General features: G+C 73.9%; 25 protein-coding genes. 11 read left to right on the top strand and 14 right to left on the bottom strand.

What is annotated here, in order from left to right:
• Window positions 1-17 precede the first annotated feature (17 nt).
• From Q0795_RS12995 to Q0795_RS12980, 4 genes are all read left to right on the top strand, one after another.
• A complete protein-coding gene (locus Q0795_RS12995) occupies window positions 18-1,217 on the top strand; it encodes a glycosyltransferase (RefSeq protein ID WP_298890265.1) in 1,200 nt (399 codons plus the stop codon).
• On the top strand, window positions 1,214-1,924 hold the full coding sequence (locus Q0795_RS12990; protein WP_298890263.1) for a VTT domain-containing protein: 711 nt from the start codon (window positions 1,214-1,216) through the stop codon (window positions 1,922-1,924). The genes Q0795_RS12995 and Q0795_RS12990 overlap by 4 nt, the downstream gene beginning before the upstream one ends.
• 11 nt (window positions 1,925-1,935) lie before the next feature.
• Window positions 1,936-3,012, top strand: a complete 1,077-nt coding sequence (locus Q0795_RS12985; RefSeq protein WP_298890261.1) for a glycosyltransferase family 4 protein — start codon at window positions 1,936-1,938, stop codon at window positions 3,010-3,012.
• Between the two features lie 92 nt (window positions 3,013-3,104).
• A complete protein-coding gene (locus tag Q0795_RS12980; protein WP_298890259.1) occupies window positions 3,105-4,688 on the top strand; it encodes an inorganic phosphate transporter in 1,584 nt (527 codons plus the stop codon).
• 52 nt (window positions 4,689-4,740) lie between these two features.
• Here the strand turns inward: Q0795_RS12980 and Q0795_RS12975 are convergent, their stop codons facing one another.
• Together Q0795_RS12975 and Q0795_RS12970 are read right to left on the bottom strand one after the other, a co-directional pair.
• Window positions 4,741-5,550: a hypothetical protein gene (locus Q0795_RS12975; RefSeq protein WP_298890257.1), complete on the bottom strand. Its 810-nt coding sequence runs from the start codon at window positions 5,548-5,550 to the stop codon at window positions 4,741-4,743.
• A 251-nt stretch (window positions 5,551-5,801) separates the two neighbouring features.
• A complete protein-coding gene (locus Q0795_RS12970; protein ID WP_298890255.1) occupies window positions 5,802-6,575 on the bottom strand; it encodes a sugar nucleotide-binding protein in 774 nt (257 codons plus the stop codon).
• Window positions 6,576-6,632: 57 nt separating this feature from the next.
• On the opposite strand from Q0795_RS12970, the gene Q0795_RS12965 reads away from it, so the two are divergent.
• The 4 genes from Q0795_RS12965 to Q0795_RS12950 all read left to right on the top strand — a co-directional run bounded on the left by Q0795_RS12965 (window position 6,633) and on the right by Q0795_RS12950 (window position 10,762).
• The gene (locus tag Q0795_RS12965) at window positions 6,633-7,466 is read left to right on the top strand and encodes a DUF72 domain-containing protein (protein ID WP_298890253.1); all 834 of its coding nucleotides are present in this window, start codon (window positions 6,633-6,635) and stop codon (window positions 7,464-7,466) included.
• A gap of 32 nt (window positions 7,467-7,498) precedes the next feature.
• Window positions 7,499-7,903, top strand: a complete 405-nt coding sequence (locus Q0795_RS12960) for a secondary thiamine-phosphate synthase enzyme YjbQ (RefSeq protein WP_298890249.1) — start codon at window positions 7,499-7,501, stop codon at window positions 7,901-7,903.
• A gap of 82 nt (window positions 7,904-7,985) precedes the next feature.
• On the top strand, window positions 7,986-9,332 hold the full coding sequence (locus tag Q0795_RS12955) for an MFS transporter (protein WP_298890248.1): 1,347 nt from the start codon (window positions 7,986-7,988) through the stop codon (window positions 9,330-9,332).
• Entirely contained in the window at window positions 9,329-10,762 is a 1,434-nt protein-coding gene (locus Q0795_RS12950) for an aminotransferase class V-fold PLP-dependent enzyme (RefSeq protein WP_298890245.1), read from the top strand. Before Q0795_RS12955 ends, Q0795_RS12950 begins: the two co-directional genes overlap by 4 nt.
• Here the strand turns inward: Q0795_RS12950 and Q0795_RS12945 are convergent.
• A complete protein-coding gene (locus Q0795_RS12945) occupies window positions 10,759-12,231 on the bottom strand; it encodes an MFS transporter (RefSeq protein ID WP_298890244.1) in 1,473 nt (490 codons plus the stop codon). The two genes, Q0795_RS12950 and Q0795_RS12945, sit on opposite strands and share 4 nt — an antisense overlap.
• A gap of 297 nt (window positions 12,232-12,528) precedes the next feature.
• On the opposite strand from Q0795_RS12945, the gene Q0795_RS12940 reads away from it, so the two are divergent.
• Window positions 12,529-12,918: a hypothetical protein gene (locus Q0795_RS12940; RefSeq protein ID WP_298890242.1), complete on the top strand. Its 390-nt coding sequence runs from the start codon at window positions 12,529-12,531 to the stop codon at window positions 12,916-12,918.
• On the opposite strand, the gene Q0795_RS12935 is transcribed toward Q0795_RS12940, so the two are convergent.
• Window positions 12,908-13,192, bottom strand: coding sequence for a helix-turn-helix transcriptional regulator (locus Q0795_RS12935; RefSeq protein WP_298890240.1), 285 nt, complete (start codon window positions 13,190-13,192; stop codon window positions 12,908-12,910). The two genes, Q0795_RS12940 and Q0795_RS12935, sit on opposite strands and share 11 nt — an antisense overlap.
• 32 nt (window positions 13,193-13,224) lie before the next feature.
• On the opposite strand from Q0795_RS12935, the gene map reads away from it, so the two are divergent.
• Window positions 13,225-14,001 carry a type I methionyl aminopeptidase gene (map, locus tag Q0795_RS12930; RefSeq protein ID WP_298890238.1) on the top strand — a complete coding sequence of 259 codons (777 nt, stop codon included), beginning with the start codon at window positions 13,225-13,227 and terminating at the stop codon, window positions 13,999-14,001.
• A 108-nt stretch (window positions 14,002-14,109) separates the two neighbouring features.
• A complete protein-coding gene (locus Q0795_RS12925) occupies window positions 14,110-14,580 on the top strand; it encodes a hemerythrin domain-containing protein (RefSeq protein WP_298890237.1) in 471 nt (156 codons plus the stop codon).
• A gap of 28 nt (window positions 14,581-14,608) precedes the next feature.
• On the opposite strand, the gene ychF is transcribed toward Q0795_RS12925, so the two are convergent.
• From ychF to Q0795_RS12875, 10 genes are all read right to left on the bottom strand, one after another.
• A complete protein-coding gene (gene ychF / locus Q0795_RS12920) occupies window positions 14,609-15,694 on the bottom strand; it encodes a redox-regulated ATPase YchF (protein ID WP_298890235.1) in 1,086 nt (361 codons plus the stop codon).
• 85 nt (window positions 15,695-15,779) lie between these two features.
• On the bottom strand, window positions 15,780-16,220 hold the full coding sequence (arfB, locus tag Q0795_RS12915) for an alternative ribosome rescue aminoacyl-tRNA hydrolase ArfB (RefSeq protein ID WP_298890234.1): 441 nt from the start codon (window positions 16,218-16,220) through the stop codon (window positions 15,780-15,782).
• 63 nt (window positions 16,221-16,283) lie between these two features.
• Entirely contained in the window at window positions 16,284-17,231 is a 948-nt protein-coding gene (locus tag Q0795_RS12910) for an alpha/beta hydrolase (protein ID WP_298890232.1), read from the bottom strand.
• On the bottom strand, window positions 17,228-17,962 hold the full coding sequence (locus Q0795_RS12905; RefSeq protein WP_298890230.1) for a 3-hydroxybutyrate dehydrogenase: 735 nt from the start codon (window positions 17,960-17,962) through the stop codon (window positions 17,228-17,230). The genes Q0795_RS12910 and Q0795_RS12905 overlap by 4 nt, the downstream gene beginning before the upstream one ends.
• Complete coding sequence (locus Q0795_RS12900) at window positions 17,959-18,594, bottom strand: TetR/AcrR family transcriptional regulator (RefSeq protein ID WP_298890228.1); 636 nt, start codon at window positions 18,592-18,594, stop codon at window positions 17,959-17,961. Before Q0795_RS12900 ends, Q0795_RS12905 begins: the two co-directional genes overlap by 4 nt.
• Window positions 18,591-20,162, bottom strand: a complete 1,572-nt coding sequence (locus Q0795_RS12895; protein ID WP_298890227.1) for an AMP-binding protein — start codon at window positions 20,160-20,162, stop codon at window positions 18,591-18,593. The genes Q0795_RS12900 and Q0795_RS12895 overlap by 4 nt, the downstream gene beginning before the upstream one ends.
• Window positions 20,159-21,322, bottom strand: a complete 1,164-nt coding sequence (locus Q0795_RS12890; RefSeq protein ID WP_298890225.1) for a branched-chain amino acid ABC transporter permease — start codon at window positions 21,320-21,322, stop codon at window positions 20,159-20,161. Before Q0795_RS12890 ends, Q0795_RS12895 begins: the two co-directional genes overlap by 4 nt.
• Window positions 21,319-22,194 (bottom strand): branched-chain amino acid ABC transporter permease, encoded by an 876-nt coding sequence (locus Q0795_RS12885; RefSeq protein ID WP_298890223.1) that lies wholly within the window; start codon window positions 22,192-22,194, stop codon window positions 21,319-21,321. Before Q0795_RS12885 ends, Q0795_RS12890 begins: the two co-directional genes overlap by 4 nt.
• The gene (locus tag Q0795_RS12880; protein ID WP_298890222.1) at window positions 22,191-23,030 is read right to left on the bottom strand and encodes an ABC transporter ATP-binding protein; all 840 of its coding nucleotides are present in this window, start codon (window positions 23,028-23,030) and stop codon (window positions 22,191-22,193) included. The genes Q0795_RS12885 and Q0795_RS12880 overlap by 4 nt, the downstream gene beginning before the upstream one ends.
• Window positions 23,027-23,767, bottom strand: a complete 741-nt coding sequence (locus tag Q0795_RS12875) for an ABC transporter ATP-binding protein (protein ID WP_298890604.1) — start codon at window positions 23,765-23,767, stop codon at window positions 23,027-23,029. The genes Q0795_RS12880 and Q0795_RS12875 overlap by 4 nt, the downstream gene beginning before the upstream one ends.
• Between the last annotated feature and the right edge of the window lie 42 nt (window positions 23,768-23,809).

Genomic DNA, 23,809 nt, shown 5'->3' with positions numbered 1-23,809 from the left:
GCGGCCACGATGACGGTATGCGCGTCCATCCCCTGGCCAGCCCGCACCCGCAGCCGGGGCAGCGCCGGGTCCTGCTGCTGACCGACTCCTACCGGCCCACCGTGAACGGGGTCGTCAGCTCGGTCGACGAGCTGCGCCAGGGGCTGCTCGAGGCCGGTCACGAGGTCCGCGTGCTGACGGTGGGGCCGACCCGCCGCACGACCTTCGACGGCCAGGTCTACCGGCTGCCCTCCCTGGACGCGAGCCACATCTACCCGCACGCCCGGCTGGGCCGGCCGGTCGACGGCCACCTGCTCGCCGACCTGGTCCGGTGGGGCCCGGAGGTCCTGCACTCGCACACCGAGTTCGTCGCCTTCTGGTGGGCCCGGCGCCTCGCGCACCGGTTGTCCGTGCCGCACGTGCACACCTACCACACGCTGTATGCCGACTACACCCACTACTTCTGCCCGCACGAGCGACTGGGTCGGTCGCTGTGCGCCTCGTTCGCGCGGCACACCCTCGACCGGACCGACCTCGTCATCGCGCCCACCGAGAAGATCCGCCGGCTGCTCGAGGGGTATGCCGTCCGCCCCCCGATCGAGGTCGTGCCCACCGGCGTCGACCTGGCGAGGTTCGCGCCGGGCGAGCGGTCGCCGGAGCTCCGGGCAGCGCTCGGCCTGGCCCCGGGCGTGCCCGTGGTGCTCAGCCTGGGGCGCCTGGCCACCGAGAAGAACCTCGCCGAGGTCGTCGACCTGCTCGCCCGCGTGCCGGACCCGTGGCAGCTGCTGGTCGCCGGCGACGGGCCGGAGGCGGGTCCGCTGCAGCGGCAGGTGAGCCGGCTCGGTCTCGGTGCCCGGGTGCGCTTCGTCGGGGCCGTCGAGCCGGCGCGGGTCCCCGAGCTCTACCGGCTCGCCGACGTCTTCGTCTCCGCCTCCCGCACCGAGACCCAGGGGCTGACCTTCCTGGAGGCCCTGGCCACCGGGGTGCCGGTGCTGTGCCGCGACGACGCCGCGGTGGACGGCGTCGTGGTGGCGGGCCGCAACGGGGAGCGCTACACCACCCCCGAGGAGTTCACCCGGTCGCTGACCCGTCTGCTGCGGGACCCGGACCTGCGCCGGCGGTGGAGCCGCGCGGCCGTCCGGACCGCGACCGGTCTCGGCCGGGACGGCTTCGTGGCCGCGGTCTGCTCCGCCTACGACCGGGCCGCGGGCCGGGGCAGGACGACGGTGGCCGCGTGAGCACCGGGCTGGCCGTGGCGCGGGGCGACGTGGACAGGATGGCGCATGCCCCGGGAGCTGCTGCCCCGGCGGCGGACGGCCCGCAGCGCGAGAGCGCGCCGGCCGGGCCGGCCCGCACACGGGTCTGGCTGCGCCGGGCCCGAGGGGTCGTGGCCCTCGGCTGGCTGGCCCTGGCCGTCGCCGTGCTCTGGGGCGTCGGGTCGGGGGCGCTCACCTCGGTCGCCGAGCTGCGCGAGCTGCTCTCGAGCCTCGGTGTCCTCGCCCCCGTCGTCTACACGCTGGTCGGGGCCGCCGAGGCGGTCTTCCCGGTCGTCCCGGGCTCGGTGACGATCATCGCCGGACCGGTCCTCTTCGGGCCGGTCGTCGGCCTGGTCGCGGCGTACTGCGCGACCTGCCTGGGCTCGGTCGCGGTGTTCGCCCTGTCCCGGTACCTCGGCCAGGACCTGCTCGCCGCACGCTTCCGGCCAGGGACCGTGCGGCGGTGGCTGGGTTGGCTGCAGCACCGCCGCTTCACCAGGTGGTTCGCCCTCGGGATCGCGCTGCCGCTGGCCCCGGACGACCTGCTGTGCTGCCTGGCCGGGCTGTCCCGGATGCGCTGGCGCACCTTCGTCCTGCTCGTCCTGCTGCTCAAGCCGTGGGCGCTGGTGCTCTACACCTTCGGTGTGCTCACCGTGCTGGACCGGTGGGTCCCGGGGCTGACCGGGTGACGGGGGCACGGATGAGCAGGACGGCGGCACTCGTGGTCAACATGGCGAGCGAGAGCGACATCAGCGTGCAGGGCCACGGCGTGCACTCGGCCTACGTCGAGATGGCGCGGGCCCTGGAGCAGCGCGGAGACGTGCAGGTGGTCCGGGGGGTCTACGGGCGGCGGGTCGGCTGCGACGTCTACCACCTGCACACCCTGGGCTGGGCGGTGTGGCCCAAGCTGCTCGACCCGCGCACGCCGACGGTGGTGTCGGCCCACGTCGTCCCGGACTCGCTCGTGGGCTCGCTGCGGTGGGCGCGGGCGTGGCGCCCCCTGGCCCGGTGGTACATGCGGTGGTTCTACGGTCGCGCGGACCGGGTCCTGGCCGTCTCCGAGGCCGTCGCACGGACCCTCGAGCGCGAGCTGCGCGTGCCGGCCGAGCGGGTCGAGACCCTGCCCAACACCGTCGACGCCACGGCCTTCCTCACCGACGAGACCGCCCGGGCCCTCGCCCGTCGACGTCTGGGGGCGGACCCCGGCACCTTCCTCGTGCTCGGGGTGGGCCAGGTGCAGCCGCGCAAACGGGTCGACGTCTTCGTCCGGCTGGCGCGAGAGCACCCCGACATCCAGTTCGTCTGGCTGGGGGGCATCCCGTTCGGCCGCCTCGGCGCGCAGCACGCTGCGATGCACCGGTTGATGCAGGACGCCCCGGAGAACCTGCGCTTCGCCGGGTCCGTCCCCCGGGAGGAGGTGGCGGCATACCTGCGGGCGGCCGACGTCTTCTGCCTGCCCGCCGAGCAGGAGAACCACCCGGTCTGCGTCCTGGAGGCCGCCGCCGCGGGTCTGCCGGTCGTCGTCCGTGACCTGCGGGAGTACGACGACACCTTCGGCAGCGACGTGCTCCGGTGCACCGAGGACGGCTTCGGCGCCGCCCTCACCTCGCTGCGCACGGACCCGGCCGGGTATGCGGCGGCCCGCCGGGGCGCCGCCCGGATCGCCGCCCGCTTCGGCAGCGCCGCCGCGGCCGAGCGCCTCGTCGGCATCTACCGGGAGCTCGCCGGCCCCGGCCGGGCGGCACCGACGGGAGCCCGCGCTCCAGGGGCTGGCTGAGCGCAGATTGCTCCTGGGCAGCGAGCCGGTTACCGTCAGGTGTCTCGTGAGTGGCCTGCGGGCCTCCGTCCCCGCACCCGCGGGTGAAAGGTATGGCCCCGGTGAAGCTGACGGAGTATCGCCAGATCGAGCACATCACCACCCGCGGTCCGGCCCAGCTCCGCCGGCTCGCCCTGGCCGCGGTCTTCCTGGCGGGGGTGATCGTCTTCACCCGCGCCCAGTTCGGCCACCTGGACCACGCCTGGCTGCTCATCGCCGCGGCGCTGATCGGTGGCTACATGGCGATGAACATCGGCGCCAACGACGTCGCCAACAACGTCGGACCGGCGGTCGGCTCCCGGGCCATGACCCTGGGGACGGCGATCGTCATCGCCGCCGTCTTCGAGGCGGCCGGCGCGATCATCGCCGGTGGCGACGTGGTGAGCACCGTCAAGAACGGCATCATCGACCCCGCCGACATCGGCGATCCCATGGTCTTCGTGTGGGTGATGATCGGTGCCCTGCTCGGCGCGGCCATCTGGCTCAACATCGCCACCTGGCTCGGCGCCCCGGTGTCCACCACCCACTCCATCGTCGGTGGCGTCATGGGCGCCGGCATCGCCTCCTCCGGGTTCGCGATCGTCAACTGGCCGGTCATGGGCGCCATCGCCGCCAGCTGGGTCATCTCACCCGTCGTGGGGGGGCTCCTGGCCGCGGCCCTGCTCTACGTGCTGGAGCGCAAGGTGCTGTGGCAGGTGGACCCGGTCCAGGCCGCCATCCGCTACCTGCCCTACCTCCTGGGGCTCATGGCCGGGGCCTTCACCACCTACATCGCCCTCAAGGGCGTGCAGAACGTCCTCGCCATCAGCAGCCCCGTGGCCTTCGGCCTCGGCCTGGTCGCCGGTGTCGTCACCTTCCTCCTCACCCGGCCCGGCATCGCCCGTCGGTCCTCCTCCCTGCAGCAGTCGCGGGAGGGCGTCAACACCTTGTTCACCATCCCGCTCGTGGCCGCCGCGGCGCTGCTGTCCTTCGCGCACGGTGCCAACGACGTCGCCAACGCGGTCGGCCCGCTCGCGGGGGTGGTCGAGGCGCTCTCCGGCGGAGGGGTGGGCGCGGACGGCGAGGCCGGCATCCCGCTGTGGGTCCTCGTCATCGGCGCCATCGGCATCTCGCTCGGGCTCGCGCTCTTCGGCCCCCGTCTCATCCGCACGGTCGGCTCCGAGATCACCGAGCTGGACCGCTCGCGGGCTTTCTGCGTGGCCCTCAGCGCGGCCCTGACCGTCATCGCGGCCAGCCAGCTCGGGCTCCCGGTCAGCTCCACGCACGTCGCGCTCGGCGGCATCTTCGGGGTGGGCTTCCTGCGCGAGTACCTCGACCAGCGGATGGCCAAGGCCGTCGAGGACGTGCTGCACAGCCACCAGGGCGACGAGCACATCGCCGAGGTCGAGCGGATGCTCTACACCTTCGTCAACGCCGACGCCGAGACCAAGCGCGACATGCTGCACCAGCTCAGCGACATGGGGCACGAGGCCGTCATCACCGCCGCCCAGCGGCGCAAGCTCAAGAAGGCGCTCAAGCGCCAGCAGGTGCGGCGCGAGCACCTCGTCCGGATCGTCTCGGCCTGGATCATCACCGTGCCGGCCTCGGCGGTGCTGTCCGCGCTGTTCTACTTCGCGCTGCGCGGGATGATGGTCTGACCCACCCACGCTCCGAGCGACATGTCCAGCTGGACGGCGTTGGCCCGGACCCTCAGGTGCGCTGACTCTGCGCCGGGCTGAGGCGTTCGCGCCGCGTCATGGCCAGCGAGATCATGAGGGGCAGGACCGGAGCCACCAGCACGTAGAGCCATCCGGTGGATCCCAGGACAAGCCCCTGGTAGAGCGCAAGCGCCACTACCGAGGAGAGGTACAGCAGGGCATGCGCCGGAGCCCACCACCGCCCTCGGGCTACGAGCGCGGTCAGGAAACCCAGGAGGAGCGGCATGGCGAACTGGCCGAGGACCTGTCCGTCCGAGCCGGAAGCCAGGTCGGTGCCGGCGCTGAAGGCGAAGGCCAGCGAGATCGCCGTGTAGCCGAGGAAGGCGATCGAGGCGACGACCAGAGCACCCATCACCCTGCGCGGACCGGCAGCCGTCGGGTGGGCCGGCGCGCGCAGCGTCCGGTGCAGCCACACGCTGAAGCCCAGGGTCTGCACCACCATCTCCGGCAGCCCGACGAGGTGGAACCACCACGGCAGTCGTGTGTAGACGACACCCTCGAAAGAGCTGGGCGCAGCCGCGGGCGTACCAAGGATCCCGATGACGACGAAGACCGACCACACCCAGAGCCATCCCCAGCGCGAGTCCGCCAGGACACCGCAAAAAGGCAGCAGCACCAGGCCGAAGAGCGCACCACGGAGGACCTGCAGCGCGGTGGAGGCCAGGAGGTCCGCCGATCCGTACGGCAGGTAGTAGTCGCTGATCACCGGCCGACCGAGAAGGTCGGTGTAGTCCAGTGCGCGGGACGCGATCAGCCCCACCAACAGGTAGGTCGCGACATGGATGAAGGCAGCCGAGGCCACGAAACGCGCCGGGCCGCGCGACCTGGCTGTTACGACTCCGGGGCGTGTGGCCATGCTCGGTCCCTCCGCCGCACCCGCGCCGGTCCGGGCAGGATCGTCGAGGCGCTGCAACGGCGACAGGATACTGCGCGACCGCCCCGGTGCGCAGATCTCGGACGGAGCTCAGGCGGCGGAGCGGAACTCCACCACGTGGCGTGTCCGGACAGTCGTCGCCCCGGATGAACGCCGCGTCGCGTTGGACTCAGGTGAGCTCAGAACCTCACCCGCTCCGACAGCGCCGGCATGAGGCTCTCGTCACCGACCAGCCGCGAGTCGTGGTCCAGCTCCTCGTGCTCCTGCACGGTCCAGGAGTGGCCAGTGAGGCGAGCGACATACCTGACGATCTCCGGGAAGGTCCATGCGTCGACGGCGTTGCTGTCGAGGTGGACGGTACCCGCACGCCCGGACGTCGCGAGGTCCACGAGCGCGGCCGCGGTGTCGTCCATCCAGGAGGTGGCGGGGCGCCAGAGCCGGCTCGCGCGGACCACTCCCCCGCCGGCCTCGGCCTGGGCGGCGAGCTGGGCCACCATGTTGTTGCCCACGCCGTCGGGGTCCGCCTGCCAGCCGATGCGCGCGACGACCGCCTGCGGGTATGCCTCGCGCACGGCCTGCTCGCACCGCGCCTTGTAGCTGCCATAGTCGTCCCGGGCGGTCGGGGCGTCCGAGGGCCGGAAGGGGCCGTCCGGGTCGCCGGGCGCGTCACCGAAGACCGAGACCGAGCTGGTGACGACGAAGGGCAGGTCGTGCTCGCGGGCGTGCGCCGCCAGCCGCCCGGCCCAGGCCTCGGCTCCCATGCCCAGGTGGACGATGCCGGCCGGCCTGACCTCGGCGAGGAAGGCCCGCCCCGCCTCCACGTCGTCGGGCGGCACCGCCGCGCGGTCCCAGCCGACGACCTCCCCGCCGAGCTCGACCACCCGTGCCGCGACCTTCGGCGCCACCGTGCCGTTCAGCCCCGTGATGAGCCAGGTCCCGTCCATCCGTGCCATGGCGGCACGCTACCGGTGCGACCTGCGCACCCCGGGCGGAGGGCATACCGTCGGCGCATGGGCAGGGTGCGCGTCGGGATCTCGGGCTGGCGCTACCGCCCGTGGCGCGGGGAGTTCTACCCGCCCGGGCTGGTCCAGCGGCGCGAGCTGGAGTATGCCGCGCAGCGCTTCTCCACCATCGAGCTCAACGGCTCCTTCTACTCCCTCCAGCGACCCGAGAGCTACCGGCAGTGGGCCGACCAGACCCCGGAGGGCTTCGTCTTCGGGGTCAAGGGCAGCCGCTTCATCACCCACCTGAAGAGCCTGAGCGACGTCGACCAGGGCCTGGCGAACTTCTGGGCCTCGGGCGTGCTCGCCCTCGGACCGAAGCTGGGGCCGGTCCTGTGGCAGCTGCCGGCCCGGCACCGCTACGACCGGGACCAGCTGCGCGACTTCCTCTCCCGGCTGCCGCGGACGACGGCGGCCGCCCTGGACGCGGCGCGAGGTCACGACGGCCGGGTGGCCGACCGCACTTGGTTGCAGATCGACGCCGACCGCCCCCTGGAGCACGTCCTCGAGGTCCGCCACCACGACTCCTTCGCGGGCAACGAGGAGTTCCTGGAGCTGCTGCGCGAGCAGCGGGTCGGCGTGGTCGTCGCCGACAGCGCCGGGCTGTGGCCGTTCTTCGACGCGGTGACCAGCCCGGTCGTCTACGTCCGCCTGCACGGCGACAGCGAGCTCTACGTCAGCGGCTACTCCGAGGACGCGCTGCAGACCTGGGCCGGTCGCGTCGAGAGGTGGCGCGAGGAGGCCGACGTCTACGTCTACTTCGACAACGACGTCAAGGTCCACGCGCCGTACGACGCCGCGCGCCTGGCCCGCCTGGTGGGGGTGGACGTCTCCCCGCCCTGACAGGGCACGCCCGATCGGCCATGCTGGGGCCCATGCGGACCACGACGCTGAACCTGCGGACGGGGGGCGACGAGGTCGTCCTGGACCTCACCCGGGAGTGCGAGAGCTTCGTCTCGGGGCTGGGCGACGGGCTGCTCCACGTCTTCGTGCCCCACGCGACGGCCGGGCTGGCGATCATCGAGACCGGCGCGGGCTCCGACGACGACCTGCTCGCTGCCCTGGGCGACCTGCTGCCGGCGGACGACCGCTGGCAGCACGCGCACGGCACGCGCGGCCACGGGCGCTCCCACGTCATGCCCGCGGTCGTCCCTCCCTACGCCACCGTCCCCGTCGACGGTGGGCGGCTCGCGCTCGGCACCTGGCAGAGCATCTGCCTCGTCGACCTCAACGTGGACAACGCCGACCGGTCGGTGCGCCTGGACTTCCTCGAAGGCTGACCCGCCGACCCGGCCCACCCCCGGCTCCGGTGCGGGGCGCGCCGGAGCCGTGTCGACCCCCCGGCTGGCTACCCTGCTCACCATGAGCTCCCACCTGCCCCGCTCCGCCGTGCTGGGGTACGCCGCCGGCAGCGTGGGCACCGGCGGTTTCAGCACCCTGCCCGGGCTGGTGCTGGCCTACTACCTCACCGACACCCTCGCGGTGCCGGCGCTGCTGGCGACGCTGGTCGTCATCCTCCCCAAGGTCTGGGACGTGCTCATCGACCCCGCGGTGGGCGCGCGGAGCGACCGGGACGCGACCAGCCGCGCCGGCCGCACGCGGCTCATGCTGGCCGGTGCGCTCACCCTGCCGGTGGGCTTCGTCGGCATGTTCGCCGTTCCCGACCCCCTGGGACCGGCTGCCGTCGGCCTGTGGGTGCTCGTCTTCTTCGTCCTCGCGACGACCTCGTTCTCCTGCTTCCAGGTGCCCTACATCGCCCTGCCCGCCGACCTCACCGACGCCTACCGCGAGCGCACCCGCATCATGGCGTGGCGGATCGCCGTGCTGGCACTGGCCATCCTGCTCGTCGGCGCCGGTGGTCCCGCCCTGCGCGACGCCGCGGGCGGCGGCCGGCCCGGCTACCTCACCATGGCGCTGGGCATCGCGCTGCTCCTCCTCTTCGGCATGGTGACCACCGTCGTCACGACCCGGGCCCACCTGCGCCGCCCGCCGACCGCGGCACCCGGCGACGCGGGCGGCTACCGTGCCGGGCTGGTCGCCTGGCGGGAGGTGGCGGCATACCGGGTCCTGCTGTCCGTCTTCGTGCTCCAGGCGCTCGCGACCGGGGTGATGCTCGCGGCCGCGCAGTACGTCGCGGCCTACACGCTGGGCGACCAGAGCGCGCTGACGCTGCTCTTCGCGGCCCTCGTCGCGCCCGCCCTGCTCGTCATGCCCCTGTGGACGCGGTATGCCGCCGCCCGCGGCAAGCGCAACGCGCTCACCCTCGCGTCGGGGGTCTTCGCGGTGGCCTGCCTCGGCCTCGCCGGGATGCCGTGGCTGGCCGGAGGGTGGATCTATCTCTTGGTGGGGGTGGCCGGGGTGGCGTACGCCGGTATGCAGCTCTTCCCGCTGGCGATGCTGCCCGACGTCATCGGCGCGGCCGGCCGCGGGCGAGGTGGCGCGATGAGCGGGCTGTGGACCGCGGGCGAGACGGCCGGGCTGGCCCTGGGCCCGGTCGTGGTCCTCCTCCTGCTCGCCGCCACCGGCTTCCGGTCGAGCACCGCGGGCGAGCAGCTGGCGCAGCCGGCGGGCGCGCAGGCCGCGATCGTCCTCGCCTTCTCGCTCGTCCCGGCCGTGCTGGTGGCGCTCAGCCTGCTCGTGCTCCGCCGCTACGCCGACCCGGCCCTCCCCCGCGCAGCCCCCGTCCCGACCCCGGAAGGCACCGCATGAGCGAGCACGACGAGCAGGTCCTGGCCCGCCTCGACACCTACCGCGCGCACGACGCCCCCACCCATGGGGGACGCGTGCTGAGCTACGTCTACGACAGCGGCCTCGCCGAGCTGGACGCGCTCGCCGGCCAGGCCGCGGCCCGCGTGCAGGCGGTGAACGGGCTCGACCCGACCACGTTCCCCTCGGTCGCGCTGATGCAGGCGGACCTGCTGGTGTTCGCCCGCGAGGTGCTGCACGGCCCGCCCGCCACCGGTGGCGCGGTCACCTCCGGTGGCACCGAGAGCATCATGCTGGCCGTCCTGGCCGCCCGCGAGCGCTGGCGCCAGACGCGTCCCGGAGACGGGCGCACCCTGCGGGTCGTAGCGCCCTCGACGGCGCACGCCGCCTTCCACAAGGCCGCGCACTACCTCGGGCTGGAGATGGTGACCGTCCCGGTCGACCCACGCACCGGCACCCTCGAGGCGGACCGCCTCGCGGAGCACCTCGACGAGACCACCGTGCTCGCGGTCGCCAGCGCACCGGCCTACCCGCACGGCGTCCTCGACCCGGTGGCCGGGATCGCGGCGGCCGCCGCCGAGCGCGGCATCCCCTGCCACGTCGACGCCTGCGTCGGCGGGTTCGTGCTGCCGTGGTGGGAGGGGACGCCGCCGTGGGACCTCTCGGTGCCGGGCGTCACCAGCATCTCGGCCGACCTGCACAAGTTCGGCTACGCCCCCAAGGGCGCCTCGGTGCTCCTCGTCACCGACCCCGCGCTGGACCGCGCCCGCTACTACGCGCTGACCGACTGGCCCGGCTACCCGGTCGTCAACCCGACCGTGCTCGGGTCGCGCTCGGCGATGTCCCTCGCCGCGGCGTGGGCGGTGGTCACCCGACTGGGGGCGCAGGGGTATGCCGAGCTCACGGCCGGGGTGGCCGGCGTCACCTCGGCGGTCCGGCAGGTCGTCGACGGCATCCCGGGGCTGCAGGTGGTCGGCGAGCCGATCGGGCCGCTGCTCGCCGTCGGCACCGACCCCGCGGTGCCGGACCACGTGCAGGTCGACCCGCACGCGTGGGCGCAGGCGGTGGCGGCGCGGGGCTTCGTGCTGCAGGGCCAGCCCGCCCTGACCCAGGCCGACGGGACCGTCCTGGCGCGCACGACCCACCTCACGCTCACCCCGGCGAGCGTCGGCGTGCTGGACGAGCTGGGGGCGGCGCTGCGCACCGGCGCCGACGACGTCCGCGGGCAGGCACCCCGGCACGCCGCCGCGCCGGCCGACGGACCCACGGACCTGCCCGACCCGGTGGCCCTCGCCCGGGCCGCCCGCGAGACCGGTGAGCTGGACCTGCCGGCGGTGCTGGCCCTCATCGAGACGCTGCCCCGCGCGCAGAGTGCGCGCCTGCTCGTCGACTTCCTCGCCGCCTTCACCGCCCCGCCGACCGGCCGGGCCTAGTTCGGGACGCCGCTCTCCTCCTCGTCGGCCTCCGCGGCCTCCGCGCGACGTCGGCCGTCCCACACGGCCGCGGCGAGCGCCGCGAGGAGCAGCACCAGCGCGGTCCCCAGCGCCGCCCGCAGCCCGGTGGCCGCGTCGTCGCCCCCGCCGGCGCCGACCTGGTAGGCCGTCACCAGCACCGCGGCCCCGATCGCCGAGCCCAGCCGCTGCCCGGTCTGCAGGGCTCCCCCGGCGGCCCCGCCCATCCGCTGGGGGACCTGCGCGAGGGTGAGGGTGAAGTTGGGCGAGACCACGGCGCCACCGCCCAGCCCGGCCAGCAGCAGCGGGGCCGCCAGCGCCAGCCACAGCCACGGGCTGTCCTGGGCGGGACCCACCAGGACGCCCAGCACGAGCAGGCCGCTCATCATGACCAGCAGGGCCCGCACGACCAGCGACCGGCCCACCCGGGTCACCGCCCGCCCGGCCCAGGGCGAGGAGACGGCCGAGCCGACCGCGAAGGGGGTGAGCAGCAGACCGGTCACCAGCGTGGAGTAGCCGAGGCCGTCCTGCAGGAAGATGGACAGGACGAGGAAGACCCCGGTGAAGCCGGTGAAGTAGAGCGAGCCCACGACGATGCCGTTGGCGTAGCCCGGGGTGCGCCGCAGCAGGTCGACGTCGAGCAGCGGCATCCCCCCGGTGCGGGCCAGCCGCTTCTCCCACGCCAGGAAGGCCCAGGCGAAGAGCGGGACGCCCACGAGCAGCACCAGCGCCCGGGTGTCCCCCGACTCCAGGGCGACGACCGGCAGCAGCAGGCACATGACGGCGGCCCCTAGCAGCAGGGCGCCGACCAGGTCCAGGCGCGGGTCCTGGTCCTTGCCGCGCAGGTCCGGGACGATGCGGGTGATGGCGACGAGGAGGGCCAGCCCGATGGGGACGTTGACGAGGAAGACCCAGCGCCAGCCGCCATCCTCCCCGGCGAGGGTGATGATGACCCCGCCGAGGACCGGCCCGATGCCGGAGGCCACCGACACGACCAGGCCGAACAGGCCGAAGGCCCGGCCCCGCTCGGCGCCGGTGAACAGGTCCTGGATGAGACCGGTGTTCTGGGGTGCCAGCAGCCCTGCGGAGAGGCCCTGCACGAGCCGGGCCGCGACGAGCACCCCGGCCGTGGGCGCCAGCCCGCAGGCCGCGCTGGCCAGCACGAACCCGGTGAGGCCCACGAGCATGATCCGGCGCCGGCCCCAGGCGTCCCCGAGCCGGCCTCCGGTGACGAGCAGGAGGCCGAAGGTGAGGGCATACCCCGAGACCACCCACTGGATGGAGGCGGCCGAGGTGTCCAGGCCCTCGCGCATCGAGGGGATGGCGACGTTGACGATCGTCACGTCCAGCAGCGACATGAAACCGACCGCGAGCGTCACGGCAAGGATGCGCCAGCGGGCCGGGTCAGGGTCGGGAGTGGTGTCGGTGCGGGTGGTGCGGTCAGCCGTCACGTCGTGCTCGTCCAGGTCACCGACCCATGCTAGGCGGGACCACCGACACCCGCCCCTCGACCCGGGCGCCCGCCCGTCGGCTCGTGCCGCTCCTCCCCTCGCGCGTCCGGCGGCCAACCATCAGCCGCCAAGTCAACCATCAACCGCCAAGTCAACCATCAGCCTCGTCGAGGAGGACGATGGTTGACGAACCGGCCGACGGTGGACCAACCCAGCCGACGGTGGACGAACCGGCCGAGGGTGGGGCCAGGAGACGCCGATATCCTGGCTTCCCCGACCGACCCGCGAAGGAGCATCATGCAGAACTCGTCCATGCCGCGCACCACCACCCTCCTCGGGGTCGTGCTCGTCGTCGTGGGGGTGGTCGGCTGGCTCGCCGCGGGGATGACGAGCTGGACCGCCCTCATCCCGGCGATCCTCGGCGCCGTGCTGGCGGTCTGCGGCCTGCTGGGCCGCAGCAACCCGAAGGTGTGGATCCACGCCGCCCTCGTCGTCGCGCTCCTCGGTGCCCTGGGGACGATCCGCAACGTCCTGGGTCTGGCCGACCTGGCTGGGGGCGACGCGGAGCGCCCGCTCGCGGTGGTCGCCGGCACCATCACCTTCGTGCTGCTCGTGGGCTACCTCGTCGTGGGTGTCCGCTCGTTCGTCGCCGTGCGCCGCGCACGCCGGCAGCAGGTCAGCGGCTGAGCCGCTCGCCGGCCCGCTCGCTGCCCACCTCCCCCGCTGCGACCTCCCCCCACAAGTGGTCCAGGGACACCCCCAGCACCGCTGCCAGGGCCGCCACCACGGGGAAGGACGGGGTGGCGATGCGTCCGGTCTCGATCTTGCGCAGGGTCTCCGGGGAGACCCCGGCCGCGAGCGCGACGTCGAGCACGGGCCGGTCGCCCCGGGCCTGCCGCAGCAGGGACCCCAGGCGCTGGCCGCGCTCGCGGTCCCGGGCGGTGAGCGGAAGTCTGACCATGGTGGGACGATCATACCGGTATAGTTATCGCCATGGTGGAGATCCTCAGTCCTGAGCAGCTGGACCGGGCTCGCGGAGCCGGCCGGCTCGTCGGCGAGATCCTCGCGACGGTGCGCGAGCGGGCCGGCGCGGGCACCAACCTGCTGGAGATCGACCGGTGGGCCGAGGAGATGATCCGCGGCGCCGGCGCCGAGTCCTGCTATGTCGACTACGCCCCGTCCTTCGGCAGCGGCCCCTTCGGGCACTACATCTGCACCTCGGTCAACGATGCCGTTCTCCACGGCCTGCCGCACGACGACACCCTCGTCGAGGGCGACCTCGTCAGCCTCGACCTCGCCGTCCTCCTGGACGGGGTGGCCGCGGACGCGGCGGTGAGCTTCGTGGTGGGCGGGTCCGCGCGCCCGGAGGACGCGCGGATGATCGAGACGACCGAGCGCGCCCTGGCCGCCGCCGTCGCGGCCGCCACCGTGGGCGCCCGGACCGGGGACGTCTCGCACGCCATCGGCACCGTCCTCACCGAGGCGGGGTATGCCGTGAACCTCGAGTTCGGCGGGCACGGGATCGGCACCACGATGCACCAGGACCCGCACATCGCCAACGACGGGCGCCCCGGGCGCGGCTACCGGCTCCGGCCGGGCATGCTCCTCGCGCTGGAGCCCTGGGTGATGGCGGACACCGACCGTCTGGTCACCGACCCCGACGGGTGGACGCTGCGCAGCGCGACCGGCTGCCGGACCGCGCACAGCGAGCACACCGTGGCCATCACCGACGCGGGTCCTGAGATCCTGACCGCTGCTCACCCAGGCTGAGGAGTAGGCTGCCTGCAGCGTCGCGTGCTGGTGGCAGACCGTGCCAGGCATGGAGGCGTGGGACCCGAAGGATGGTGGCCGCCATGTCACCCGTTTCTTCGCGCCCTCGTGACTGAGGGCGAGGGGGCCAGGCTGGTGGCCTGGGCCCGGGAGATGCGCCGCGTCCACGACCGGCTGCGCGAGGCGCTGCGGGTGACCCGAGAGGCGGTCGCCGCTGGCGCCCCGGCCGAACCGGCCACCCGAGACCTGCTGCTGTTCTGCCACGGCTTCTGCACGGCGCTGACGGCTCACCACGGCGGCGAGGACCGCGCGCTGTTCCCGGCGATCGCCGCCGCGCACCCGTCCCTGCGCGAGACTCTGCGCTCCCTGGAGCAGGACCACTCGATGATCGCCTACCTGCTCGGTGGCCTGCGGACGGCGGTGGACCAGCGGGCCGGCCCGTCCGAGCTCGACCGCCACCTCGAGGGCGTCGCGGCCGTCATGGAGTCCCACTTCGGCTACGAGGAGCGTCAGCTCCTGACGGTCCTGGAGACCCTCCGCCTGGACGCCGAGGTGCCCACCGTCCTCGGGCCGCTCTGAGGATCGCCGTCCGTCCGCGGTGCGACGTTCACACGTTGAAGCGGAACTCCACGACGTCGCCGTCGGCCATGACGTAGTCCTTGCCCTCGATGCGCACCCTGCCGGCCTCCTTGGCCTTGGCCATGGATCCCAGCTCGTCGAGCGCGTCGAAGCTGACGACCTCGGCCTTGATGAAGCCGCGCTCGAAGTCGGTGTGGATGACCCCGGCGGCCTGCGGCGCGGTCGAGCCCTGGCGGATGGTCCAGGCGCGCGACTCCTTGGGCCCGGCGGTGAGATAGGTCTGCAGCCCCAAGGTGTCGAAGCCGACCCGGGCCAGCTGGTCCAGCCCCGGCTCGGTGACCCCGACCGACTCCAGCAGCTCGCGCGCCTCGTCCTCCTCCAGCTCGGCGAGGTCGGCCTCCAGCTTGGCGGACAGGTAGATCGCCTCCGCAGGCGCGACGGTGGCCGCCAGCTCGGCGTGGAGCGCCTCGTCGGTGAGACCGTCCTCGTCGAGGTTGAAGACGTAGAGGAAGGGTTTGGTGGTGAGCAGACCCAGGCCGCGCGCGATCGCCGTGTCGACGCCGGCGGCCGCCCCCGCGGCATACAGCGTGTCGCCGCGCTCGAGCACCCGCTGGGCGGCGAGCGCGGTGTCGAGGATCTCCTTGTCCGTGCGCTTGCCCTTCACCTCCTTCTCCAGGCGGGGTATGGCGTTCTCCAGCGTCTGCAGGTCCGCCAGGACGAGCTCGGTGTTGATGGTCTCGATGTCGTCGCTCGGGCTGATGCGGCCGTCGACGTGCACGACGTCGTCGTCGCGGAAGGCGCGGACGACCTGGCAGATGGCGTCCGCCTCCCGGATGTTGGCCAGGAACTTGTTGCCCAGCCCCTCCCCCTCGCTGGCGCCGCGCACGATCCCGGCGATGTCGACGAAGCTCACCGTCGCGGGCAGGATCTTGGCGCTGCCGTGGATCTGTGCCAGCCGGTCCAGCCGTGGATCCTTGAGCGGCACCACCCCGATGTTGGGCTCGATCGTGGCGAACGGGTAGTTCGCCGCGAGCACGGAGTTCTTGGTCAGCGCGTTGAAGAGCGTGGACTTGCCCACGTTGGGCAGGCCGACGATTCCGATGGTGAGTGCCACGGGGTCAGCAGTCTAGTCGGCGCGGCGGGCAGTCAGGACCGTGGCCGGGCGGCCCCGAGGCCGGCGGCACGTCGAGCGCCCGGGCTCACTCGGCGCCGGGCCGACGGCGCAGCTGCTTGACCTGGGAGCGCCGCGTCTTCGCCTCGGCTCGGCGGCGCCGGGAGCCGCGGGTGGGCCGGGTGGGACGCCGCACGGTCGGCGGGGTCACCGCCTCCCGCAGCAGCTCCGCCAGGCGCCGACGGGCAGCGGCCCGGTTGCGCAGCTGGGCCCGGTGCTCGCTCGCGGTGACGGTGAGCACGGTGCCGGACAGCCGGGGTGCCAGCCGGGCCAGGACGCGAGGACGCTGGTCCTCGTCCAGGGCCGTGGTCGTGGCCAGGTCCAGGCTGAGCTGCACCCGGGTGTCCGCGGTGTTGACGCCCTGCCCGCCCGGACCGGAGGCGCGGGAGAACTGCTCGACGAGCTCGTCGGCGGGCACCCGCAGACCGCCTGGGGCACCGGGGCCGGGGGCCACGTCGAGGTCGTCCACCCGACCAGTCTGGCGCAGCCCGGCGTCGCGGTCAGCCGGAGGCCGGATCGTCGTGCCGCGTGCTCACGCCAGGTCCGCGCGCAGGTGCGGCAGCAGCTGGCGGACCCCGGGCGCACCGAGGACCACGGTGTAGTGGTTGACGTCCTCGACGGCCACCAGCCGCAGCGTCGGCAGCTCGCGCGTCCACCGCTCCCGGGCCGCGTCCGGGTAGAGCGGGGGCACCTCGTCCAGGAGCCCGCGGGGAGCGAGGTACCAGGTCGCCGGCCGCGACGGGACCCCCTGCAGCGCCGCCCGCACGGACGCACCGTCGACGAGCTCGCGGATGTCCTCCTGCAGCGCGGCCGGCCGGGTCGCGGGCGAGAGCGCAGGCTCCTCCCCCACCAGGTCGTAGTCGACGTAGGCCGTGACGAACTCGTCCTGGTACGGCCCCAGAGCCGGGTGGTCGGCCCAGAACTCGCGGTATGCCGTGCGGCTGGGGAAGGTCATCCGCAGCCGGTCCGCGGCCGGTCCCAGCACCGCGGCCGCCACGTCCTGCGGCGCGACGCCGGGCGGCGGGAGCAACGGCATACCCCCGTCGACGAGGTGCAGGCTGCGCACCAGGTAGGGGTGCCGGTCGGCGAGCACGAGCGCGACGAAGGCCCCCATCGAGTGCCCGACCGCGACCGCGTCGCGCACGCCCAGGTGGTCGAGCGCGGTGGCCACGTCGTCGGCGTGCCGCGACATGCCGTAGGGCGCCGGGAGGTCGCGGGAGCGTCCACGGCCGCGCAGGTCGGGGGCGACGAGACGGACCCCGGGCAGGGCCCGGGCGAGCGCCGCCCAGGACACGTGCGAGGCGGTGATGCCGTGGGTCAGCACCGCGGTGGGCGCCGCCGCACCCGCGGCGCCGGCGTCCTCGGGCTCCCACACGCCGACGTGCAGGTCTCCCCCCTCGACCGGCACCGCGACCGCGCGGTAGCGGGGGCCGAGGACGGCGGAGACGCTCTCCGGCAGCTGCTGGGTCGTGGTGCTCACTGGGCCGTCCACCCCCCGTCCATGGTGTATGACGTGCCCGTGACCATGGCCGCGTCGTCGGAGACGAGGTAGGCCACCAGGGAGGCGACCTCCTCCGGCTCGACGAGGCGCTTGACCGCGGAGCGGGTCAGCATGATCCTCTCGACCACCTCGTCCTCGCCGATCCCGTGGGTGGCCGCCTGGTCGGCGATCTGCGCCTCCACCAGCGGCGTGCGGACATAGCCCGGGTTGACGCAGTTGCTCGTCACCCCGTGCCCGGCCCCCTCCAGCGCGATGACCTTGGAGAGCCCCTCGAGCCCGTGCTTGGCCGAGACGTAGGCCGACTTGAACGCCGAGGCCCGCAGCCCGTGCGCCGAGGAGACGTTGACGACCCGGCCCCAGCCCCGGGCATACATCCCCGGCAGCGCGGCCCGAGCCAGCAGGAAGGGCGCCTCGAGCATGAGGCGGTGGATCAGCCGGAAGTCCTCGGGTGCGAGCTCGTGGACCGGCGCCACCCGCTGCACCCCGGCGTTGTTGACGAGCACGTCGCAGTCGACGGCACTCGACTCCAGCGTCGCGGTGTCCGACAGGTCCACCGTCCAGGGGCGGGCGCCGATCTCCTCGGCGAGCGCCGCCGCCCCCCGCTCGTCCCGGTCGGCGACGACGACGTCCAGGCCGTCCGCCGCCAGCCGGCGGGCGACCGCGGCACCGATGCCGCTCGCCCCACCGGTCACGATCGCTGTGCGGGTCATGTCCGCTCTCCGTCCGTCGTCGGGGTGGGCGCCAGCGCGCCCTCGATCAGGGCCATCAGCTGCTCGAAGACCGGCTCCGGGATCCGCCCCTCCCGCTCCCAGAGCACCCAGCGCATGCCGATGAGCTCACCGGCGCCCATGAGCGCCCAGGCCGCCACCTCCGGGTCGAGCCCCCGGATCTCGCCGCGCCCCATGGCGGCGTCCAGGCCCGCGGCATACCCCGAGCAGATGTCGTCGTAGTGCCTGCGCATCACCTCGGGCGAGACGAACTCCGCCTGCCGGATGATCCGGTAGAGCGCCGGGTGCTCGGCGGTGAAGGCGAAGAAGGCGCGGAAGCCCTCGCGCTCGGCCTGCAACCGGTCCGGGGCCGCCGAGGACGCCGCGCTCATCGCCTGACGGACCCGCCGGGACAGGTCGCGCACGACCTCGTCGAAGATCTCCTTCTTGCCGGTGAAGTGGACGTAGAACGTGCCGAGCGCCACCCCGGCCAGCTCGGTGATGCGCACGATGGAGGCGTCCGGGTAGCCGACGGTCGCGAAGACGTCCTCCGCGGCCTGCAGGAGCCTGGCCCGGGTGCGTGCTCCCCGGGCCGTGCGGGGGGCGGGTCGTGGGGTGGTCTCCTCGAGGCTCACCGGCGCTCCTCCTGGTGCAGGGCCCGCGCCAAGAGGGCGCGCACCGCCCCCTGGTCGGTCTTGCCGATCCCCACGGACGGCAGCTCGGGGACGGCGATGACCCGCTCGGGCACCTTGAAGGAGGCCAGCTGCCCGCGGCAGTGCTCGACGAGGTCGCGCTCGTCGGTCGCGACCCCGGGTCGCAGGACGACCGCGGCGACACCGACCTCGCCCCAGCGCTCGTGCGGGACGCCGACGACCGCCGCGGCCGCGACCGCCGGGTGCCGGCGCAGGGTGGCCTCCACCTCCGCGGGGGCGACGTTCTCCCCGCCGCTGATGTAGATGTTGCGCAGCCGGTCCACGATCCGCAGGTAGCCGTCCTCGTCCCGGGTGGCGACGTCGCCGGTCCACAGCCACCCGTCGTGCAGGACCGCCGCGGTGGCCTCCTCGTCGTGCAGGTAGCCGGAGAACAGCCCCGGCCCGGCCACGAGCAGCTCGCCGGTCCCGGCGCCCTCGACGCGCTCCCCGGTGGCCGGGTCGGCGAGCGCGACCTCGACGTGCGGGTAGGGCACACCGGCCCACCCGGCGCGCTGGGCGGCCTCGTGCGGGGGCAGGCACAGGACGTTGGGCCCGGCCTCGGTCAGCCCGTAGCCCTGGGTGAGCGCGACCCCGCGTGCGTGGAAGGTGCGCAGCAGCGGGGGCGGCATCGGCGCGCCGCCCACGACGGCGCTGCGCAGGCTGGAGAGGTCGGCGTCGGCGAAGGCCGGGTGCTCGGCGAGCAGGAGGTAGTGGGTCGGCACCCCCATCATCGTGCTCACCCGGTGCTCGGGGACGAGGCTGAGCACGCGGCCGGGGTCGAAGGTGCGCTCCAGCACGACGGTGGCGCCGGTCCACCAGGCGAGCAGCGGCTGGATGTTCCACCCCCCGGCGTGAAACTGCGGCAGCACGGACAGCACGACGTCGCGCTCGGTGAGCTCCAGCGTCCGGGACAGCGACAGGTTGGTCCACCAGCAGGTGCGGTGGGTCAGCACGGCCGCCTTGGGCTCGCTGGAGCTGCCCGAGGTGAAGACGACGAGCAGCGCGTCCTCGTCCTGCACCGGCTCCACGGGTGCGGGCGCCCGTCGGGTGAGCGCGTCCAGCACCCCTGGGCGCGCCAGCTCGGTGAGGTATGCCGTGGGCACCGGCTGCAGCAGCAGCGCACCGAGCTCGCGGGTCAGGGACCCCGTCTCCTCCTCGGCGACGAGCAGGACCGGGTCGAGCAGGCGCACCTGGCGGGCCAGCTCGACCGGGGCCAGGCGCCACGACAGCGGGGCGAGCGCGGCCCCGACCCGGGCGCAGGCGAAGAGCAGCACCACGTGGTCCGCGCTGTTGCCGACGAGGCTGGCCACCCGCACACCCCGTCCGATGCCGGCTCCCCGCAGGAGGGCGGCGAGCCGCTGCACCCGGTGCTCGAGCTCGCCGTAGCTCAGCGCCACCCCGCGGTCCACCACGGCCTGGTGCGCCGGCGCGATGCGGGCCCGGTCGGCGGGCCACCGGCCCAGCGTGTGCTGCCCGTCGGCCGGTCCGCCGCCCGGAGTCCAGGGGCTCATCGGCGGGCCCCGCCGGCCGTCGCCACCTGCTGCTCGTCGTCCACGTCCTCCAGCCTGTCAGCACCCTCGGTCGACCCGCCAGGCCCAGCCGTCCCGCGCCACCGGCGCACCCTCGCGACCGTCCCCGCGAGGCCGCCGGGCAGGAACAGGACGACGAGCACGAAGAGCGTGCCGAGGACGAACATCGGCTCCGAGAGCGGGATCCGCAGCGGCGCGGGCAGGTCGTGCACCCACGTCGCCTGGGCGAGCACGGTGAGACGCTGGTTGAGCAGGACGTAGAGGACCGCCCCCGCCACCGCGCCCCACCGGGAGCCGACGCCGCCGATGACCACCATGAGCAGCAGCGAGATGGTGAGCTCGGCGCTGACGATGTGCGGGACGGCGCCGGAGTTGAGCAGCAGGTGCACCATGCCCATGCCGACGGCGATGACCGAGGCGGCCACGAAGATCGCGAGCTTGACGAGGAACGGCCGCATGCCCAGCACCCGGACCCGCAGCTCGTTCTCGCGCACGGCAGCCGCGACGTGCCCGGCCCGGCTGCCCTGCACCCAGGAGACGAGCAGGAACGCCAGCACGAGGGCGGCCAGCGCGAGCCAGTAGAGGTTGCGCGTGTCGGCGACGCCCACCAGCGCGTCCGGCACCTGCTCGGTGGGCAGCCGCAGCCCCTCCTCACCGCCGGTGACCCGGCCGGGGTCGCGGCGGACCAGCACCGACCCGGCCTGGGCGAAGGCCAGGGTGACCATGGCGAAGGGGATACCGGTCACCCGCAGGCTGACGGCGCCGAGGAGGAGGGAGATGACGACACCGGCCACCAGGACCACGAGCACCGACGGCACGAGGCCCAGCTCGAGCTCGGACATGACGATGCCGAGCAGGTAGGCCCCCAGCCCGAAGTAGAGCGCGTGGCCGAAGGAGAGCAGCCCGGCCACGCCGAGCAGCAGGTGGTAGGACAGCGCCAGGGCCGCCATGACCATGGCGAGCGCCAGCAGGTGCAGGGTGCCCGGGGTGTAGGTCGGGCCGGGCAGCACCCCCGGCAGGCGCAGGTCGAGCAGCGGCAGGCAGGCGAGCAGCAGCACGAGGGCGGGCGGCGCCAGCCGGCCGACCCAGGCGCGGGCGCCACCCCGGTATGCCGTCGCGCTCGCGGGTGTCGAGGTGCTCATGCTCGCCTCCCCATCAGTCCGGAGGGCCGGGTCAGCAGCACGACGGCCAGCAGCACGACGACCGCCAGGTCGCCGGTGCCCCAGAGGTAGTAGTTGGCGAACTGCTGCAGGAGCGCCACCACCACGGAGGCGATCGCCGCGCCGGTGAGGCTCCCGAGCCCGCCGATGACGGTGACGATGAAGGCGAAGATGAGCAGCGTCTGCCCGAGCAGCGGGGAGACGTAGCCGAAGTAGTGGCTCGCCAGGACGCCCCCGAGACCCGCGGCGATGCCGCCGATGGTGAACACGAGGGTGAAGGCGGTGCGGACGTCGATGCCCAGGGCGGTCACCATCGCCCGGTTCTCCACCCCGGCCCGGATGATCATGCCGTAGCGGGTGCGGCGCAGGAACAGCACCATCCCGAGCAGCACGAGCCCGGCGACGAGGATCGCCACGAAGCGGTCGTTGGGCACGTTGGCGCCGAGGACCGAGGTCGTCCGACCCATCCAGGCCGGCCCGCTGATGAACCTCGGGTCGGTCCCCCAGATGCCGTCGAAGAGGGCGACCGCGGCCAGGCCCAGCCCGACGGTCACCAGCACCTGCTCGATGTGCCGCTCGTAGAGGCGCTGCACCAGCAGCCGCTCGGTCAGCGCGGCGAAGAGGGCCCCGGCGAGCGCTCCGACCAGCAGGGACGCGGCGAAGCCGGTCCACGTCGTCGCCCCCAGCCGGGAGGCCACCTCGAAGCCGAGGAAGGCACCGAGGGAGAGGAAGACGCCGTGGGCGAAGTTGAGGACGTGCATGAGGCCGTAGATGAGGGAGAGCCCGGAGGCGACCAGGAAGTAGATCGCCCCCAGCCCCACCCCCGTGAAGAGCAGCAGCACGACGGTGCTCATGCGGGTCCCTCCTCGTGGGCGGCCCGTCGCGGGGCGGCGCCCGCGCCGGCGCCCGCGCCCGTGTCCGCGCCGGAGTCGGCGCCGGTGTCGGTGTGGACCCCGAGGAGGCGTTGGGTGAGCTCCTCGTCGGCCAGCAGGTCGGCGGCGGGACCGTGGTGGACGCTGCGCCCGTCGGTCAGCACGACGGCGTGCTCCGCCAGGTCGCGGACGACCTGCAGGTTCTGTTCCACCAGCAGGATGGGGGCCACCTGCGCGGCTCGGGCGAGCACCCGGCTCACCTCCTGGACGAGTCGGGGCGCCAGCCCCTTGGTCGGTTCGTCGACGAGCAGCACCCGGTTCTCGTTGAGCAGGGCGCGGGCCAGGGAGACCATCTGCTGCTGCCCACCGGACAGCGTCCCGGCGGCCTGGGCGCCCCGCTCCTTCAGCTCGGGGAAGAGGTCGTAGACGAGGTCGTAGCGGTGCTCGCTGCCGCGCCGCTCGGCCAGACGCAGGTTGTCGGTGACCGTGAGCCCGGCGAAGACCTCGCGGTCCTCGGGGACGTAACCGACCCCGCGCCGGACGACGAGGTGGGTGGGCAGGGCCACGAGGTCGGTGCCGTCGAGCTCGACGGTGCCGGAGCGTCCGACGAGCCCGAGGACCGCCTTGATGGTGGAGGTCTTGCCGACGCCGTTGCGGCCGAGCAGCGCGGTCACGCCGACCGGCGCGACGTCGAGGTCGACGTGCTCGACGACCTGCTGCCCGGCCACGTGCGCGCGCAGGTCGCGCACCCGCAGGACCGGCTCGGCCGAGGACGGAGCGCCTGCCCGCGTGTCCTCGCGCGGCGACGTGCTCGTCATACCGACTCCCCGAGGTAGGCGCTCTGCACGGTCGGGTCGGCCATGACCGCCTCCGGCGTGTCGAGGGCCAGGAGGTGGCCGAAGTGGAGCACGGCGACCCGTTCGACCAGGCCCAGCAGCACCTCCATGTGGTGCTCGACCATGAGCACGGTGCAGCCGTGGTCGCGGTGCAGCCCGCGGATCACCTCGGTGAGACCGGGCACGTCGCCGGAGGCCACGCCCGCCATGGGCTCGTCGAGCAGGACCACCTGCGGGTCCGTCGCCAGCAGCATGGCGATCTCGAGCTTGCGCTTGTCGCCGTGCGGCAGGTCCGCGGCGCGGTGCCCGGCGCGGTGCGCCAGCCCCACCTCCTCGAGGAGCTCGCCGGCCCGCCGTGAGGCGGCGTCCCCGGCCCGGGGCCGACTGAAGAGCGAGAGCGCGCGACCTCGGGTCACCTGGGCCGCCAGGCGGGCGTTCTCGTGCACGGTGAGACCGGGGAAGAGCGAGGAGGTCTGGAAGGTGCGGCCCAGCCCGGCCACCGCCCGCCGGGTGATGCTGGTGCGGGTCACGTCCCGACCGGCGAGCAGCACCTGGCCGGACGTCGGCTGGTGCACGCCGGACACGAGGTTGAACAGTGTCGTCTTGCCGGCGCCGTTGGGTCCGATGACACCCACGATCTGCCCGGTGGGGACGGCGAAGGTGATGTCCTCCAGGATCTGCGCGCCACCGATGCGCAGCGAGAGGTCGCGGACCTCCAGGGCGGGGGCGGCCTCGGCGTCCGCCGCCCCCGGCGCGGGACC

Origin of the sequence: uncultured Serinicoccus sp., assembly GCF_947487915.1 — a bacterium.
GTDB lineage: Bacteria > Actinomycetota > Actinomycetes > Actinomycetales > Dermatophilaceae > Ornithinicoccus.
Note: the sequence above shows the minus strand (reverse complement) of the source record. Positions and strands in the feature narration are given on the sequence as shown.

Excerpts from the sequence above, each read along its gene's own strand:
- Q0795_RS12995 (WP_298890265.1), top strand. The coding sequence starts at position 18 with ATGCGCGTCCATCCCCTGGCCAGCCCGCACCCGCAGCCGGGGCAGCGC.
- Q0795_RS12985 (WP_298890261.1), top strand. The coding sequence starts at position 1,936 with ATGAGCAGGACGGCGGCACTCGTGGTCAACATGGCGAGCGAGAGCGAC.
- Q0795_RS12980 (WP_298890259.1), top strand. The coding sequence starts at position 3,105 with ATGGCCCCGGTGAAGCTGACGGAGTATCGCCAGATCGAGCACATCACC.
- Q0795_RS12970 (WP_298890255.1), bottom strand. The coding sequence starts at position 6,575 with ATGGCACGGATGGACGGGACCTGGCTCATCACGGGGCTGAACGGCACG.
- Q0795_RS12965 (WP_298890253.1), top strand. The coding sequence starts at position 6,633 with ATGGGCAGGGTGCGCGTCGGGATCTCGGGCTGGCGCTACCGCCCGTGG.
- Q0795_RS12960 (WP_298890249.1), top strand. The coding sequence starts at position 7,499 with ATGCGGACCACGACGCTGAACCTGCGGACGGGGGGCGACGAGGTCGTC.
- Q0795_RS12955 (WP_298890248.1), top strand. The coding sequence starts at position 7,986 with ATGAGCTCCCACCTGCCCCGCTCCGCCGTGCTGGGGTACGCCGCCGGC.
- Q0795_RS12950 (WP_298890245.1), top strand. The coding sequence starts at position 9,329 with ATGAGCGAGCACGACGAGCAGGTCCTGGCCCGCCTCGACACCTACCGC.
- Q0795_RS12940 (WP_298890242.1), top strand. The coding sequence starts at position 12,529 with ATGCAGAACTCGTCCATGCCGCGCACCACCACCCTCCTCGGGGTCGTG.
- Q0795_RS12935 (WP_298890240.1), bottom strand. The coding sequence starts at position 13,192 with ATGGTCAGACTTCCGCTCACCGCCCGGGACCGCGAGCGCGGCCAGCGC.
- map (WP_298890238.1), top strand. The coding sequence starts at position 13,225 with ATGGTGGAGATCCTCAGTCCTGAGCAGCTGGACCGGGCTCGCGGAGCC.
- Q0795_RS12905 (WP_298890230.1), bottom strand. The coding sequence starts at position 17,962 with ATGACCCGCACAGCGATCGTGACCGGTGGGGCGAGCGGCATCGGTGCC.
- Q0795_RS12895 (WP_298890227.1), bottom strand. The coding sequence starts at position 20,162 with ATGAGCCCCTGGACTCCGGGCGGCGGACCGGCCGACGGGCAGCACACG.
- Q0795_RS12890 (WP_298890225.1), bottom strand. The coding sequence starts at position 21,322 with ATGAGCACCTCGACACCCGCGAGCGCGACGGCATACCGGGGTGGCGCC.
- Q0795_RS12885 (WP_298890223.1), bottom strand. The coding sequence starts at position 22,194 with ATGAGCACCGTCGTGCTGCTGCTCTTCACGGGGGTGGGGCTGGGGGCG.
- Q0795_RS12880 (WP_298890222.1), bottom strand. The coding sequence starts at position 23,030 with ATGACGAGCACGTCGCCGCGCGAGGACACGCGGGCAGGCGCTCCGTCC.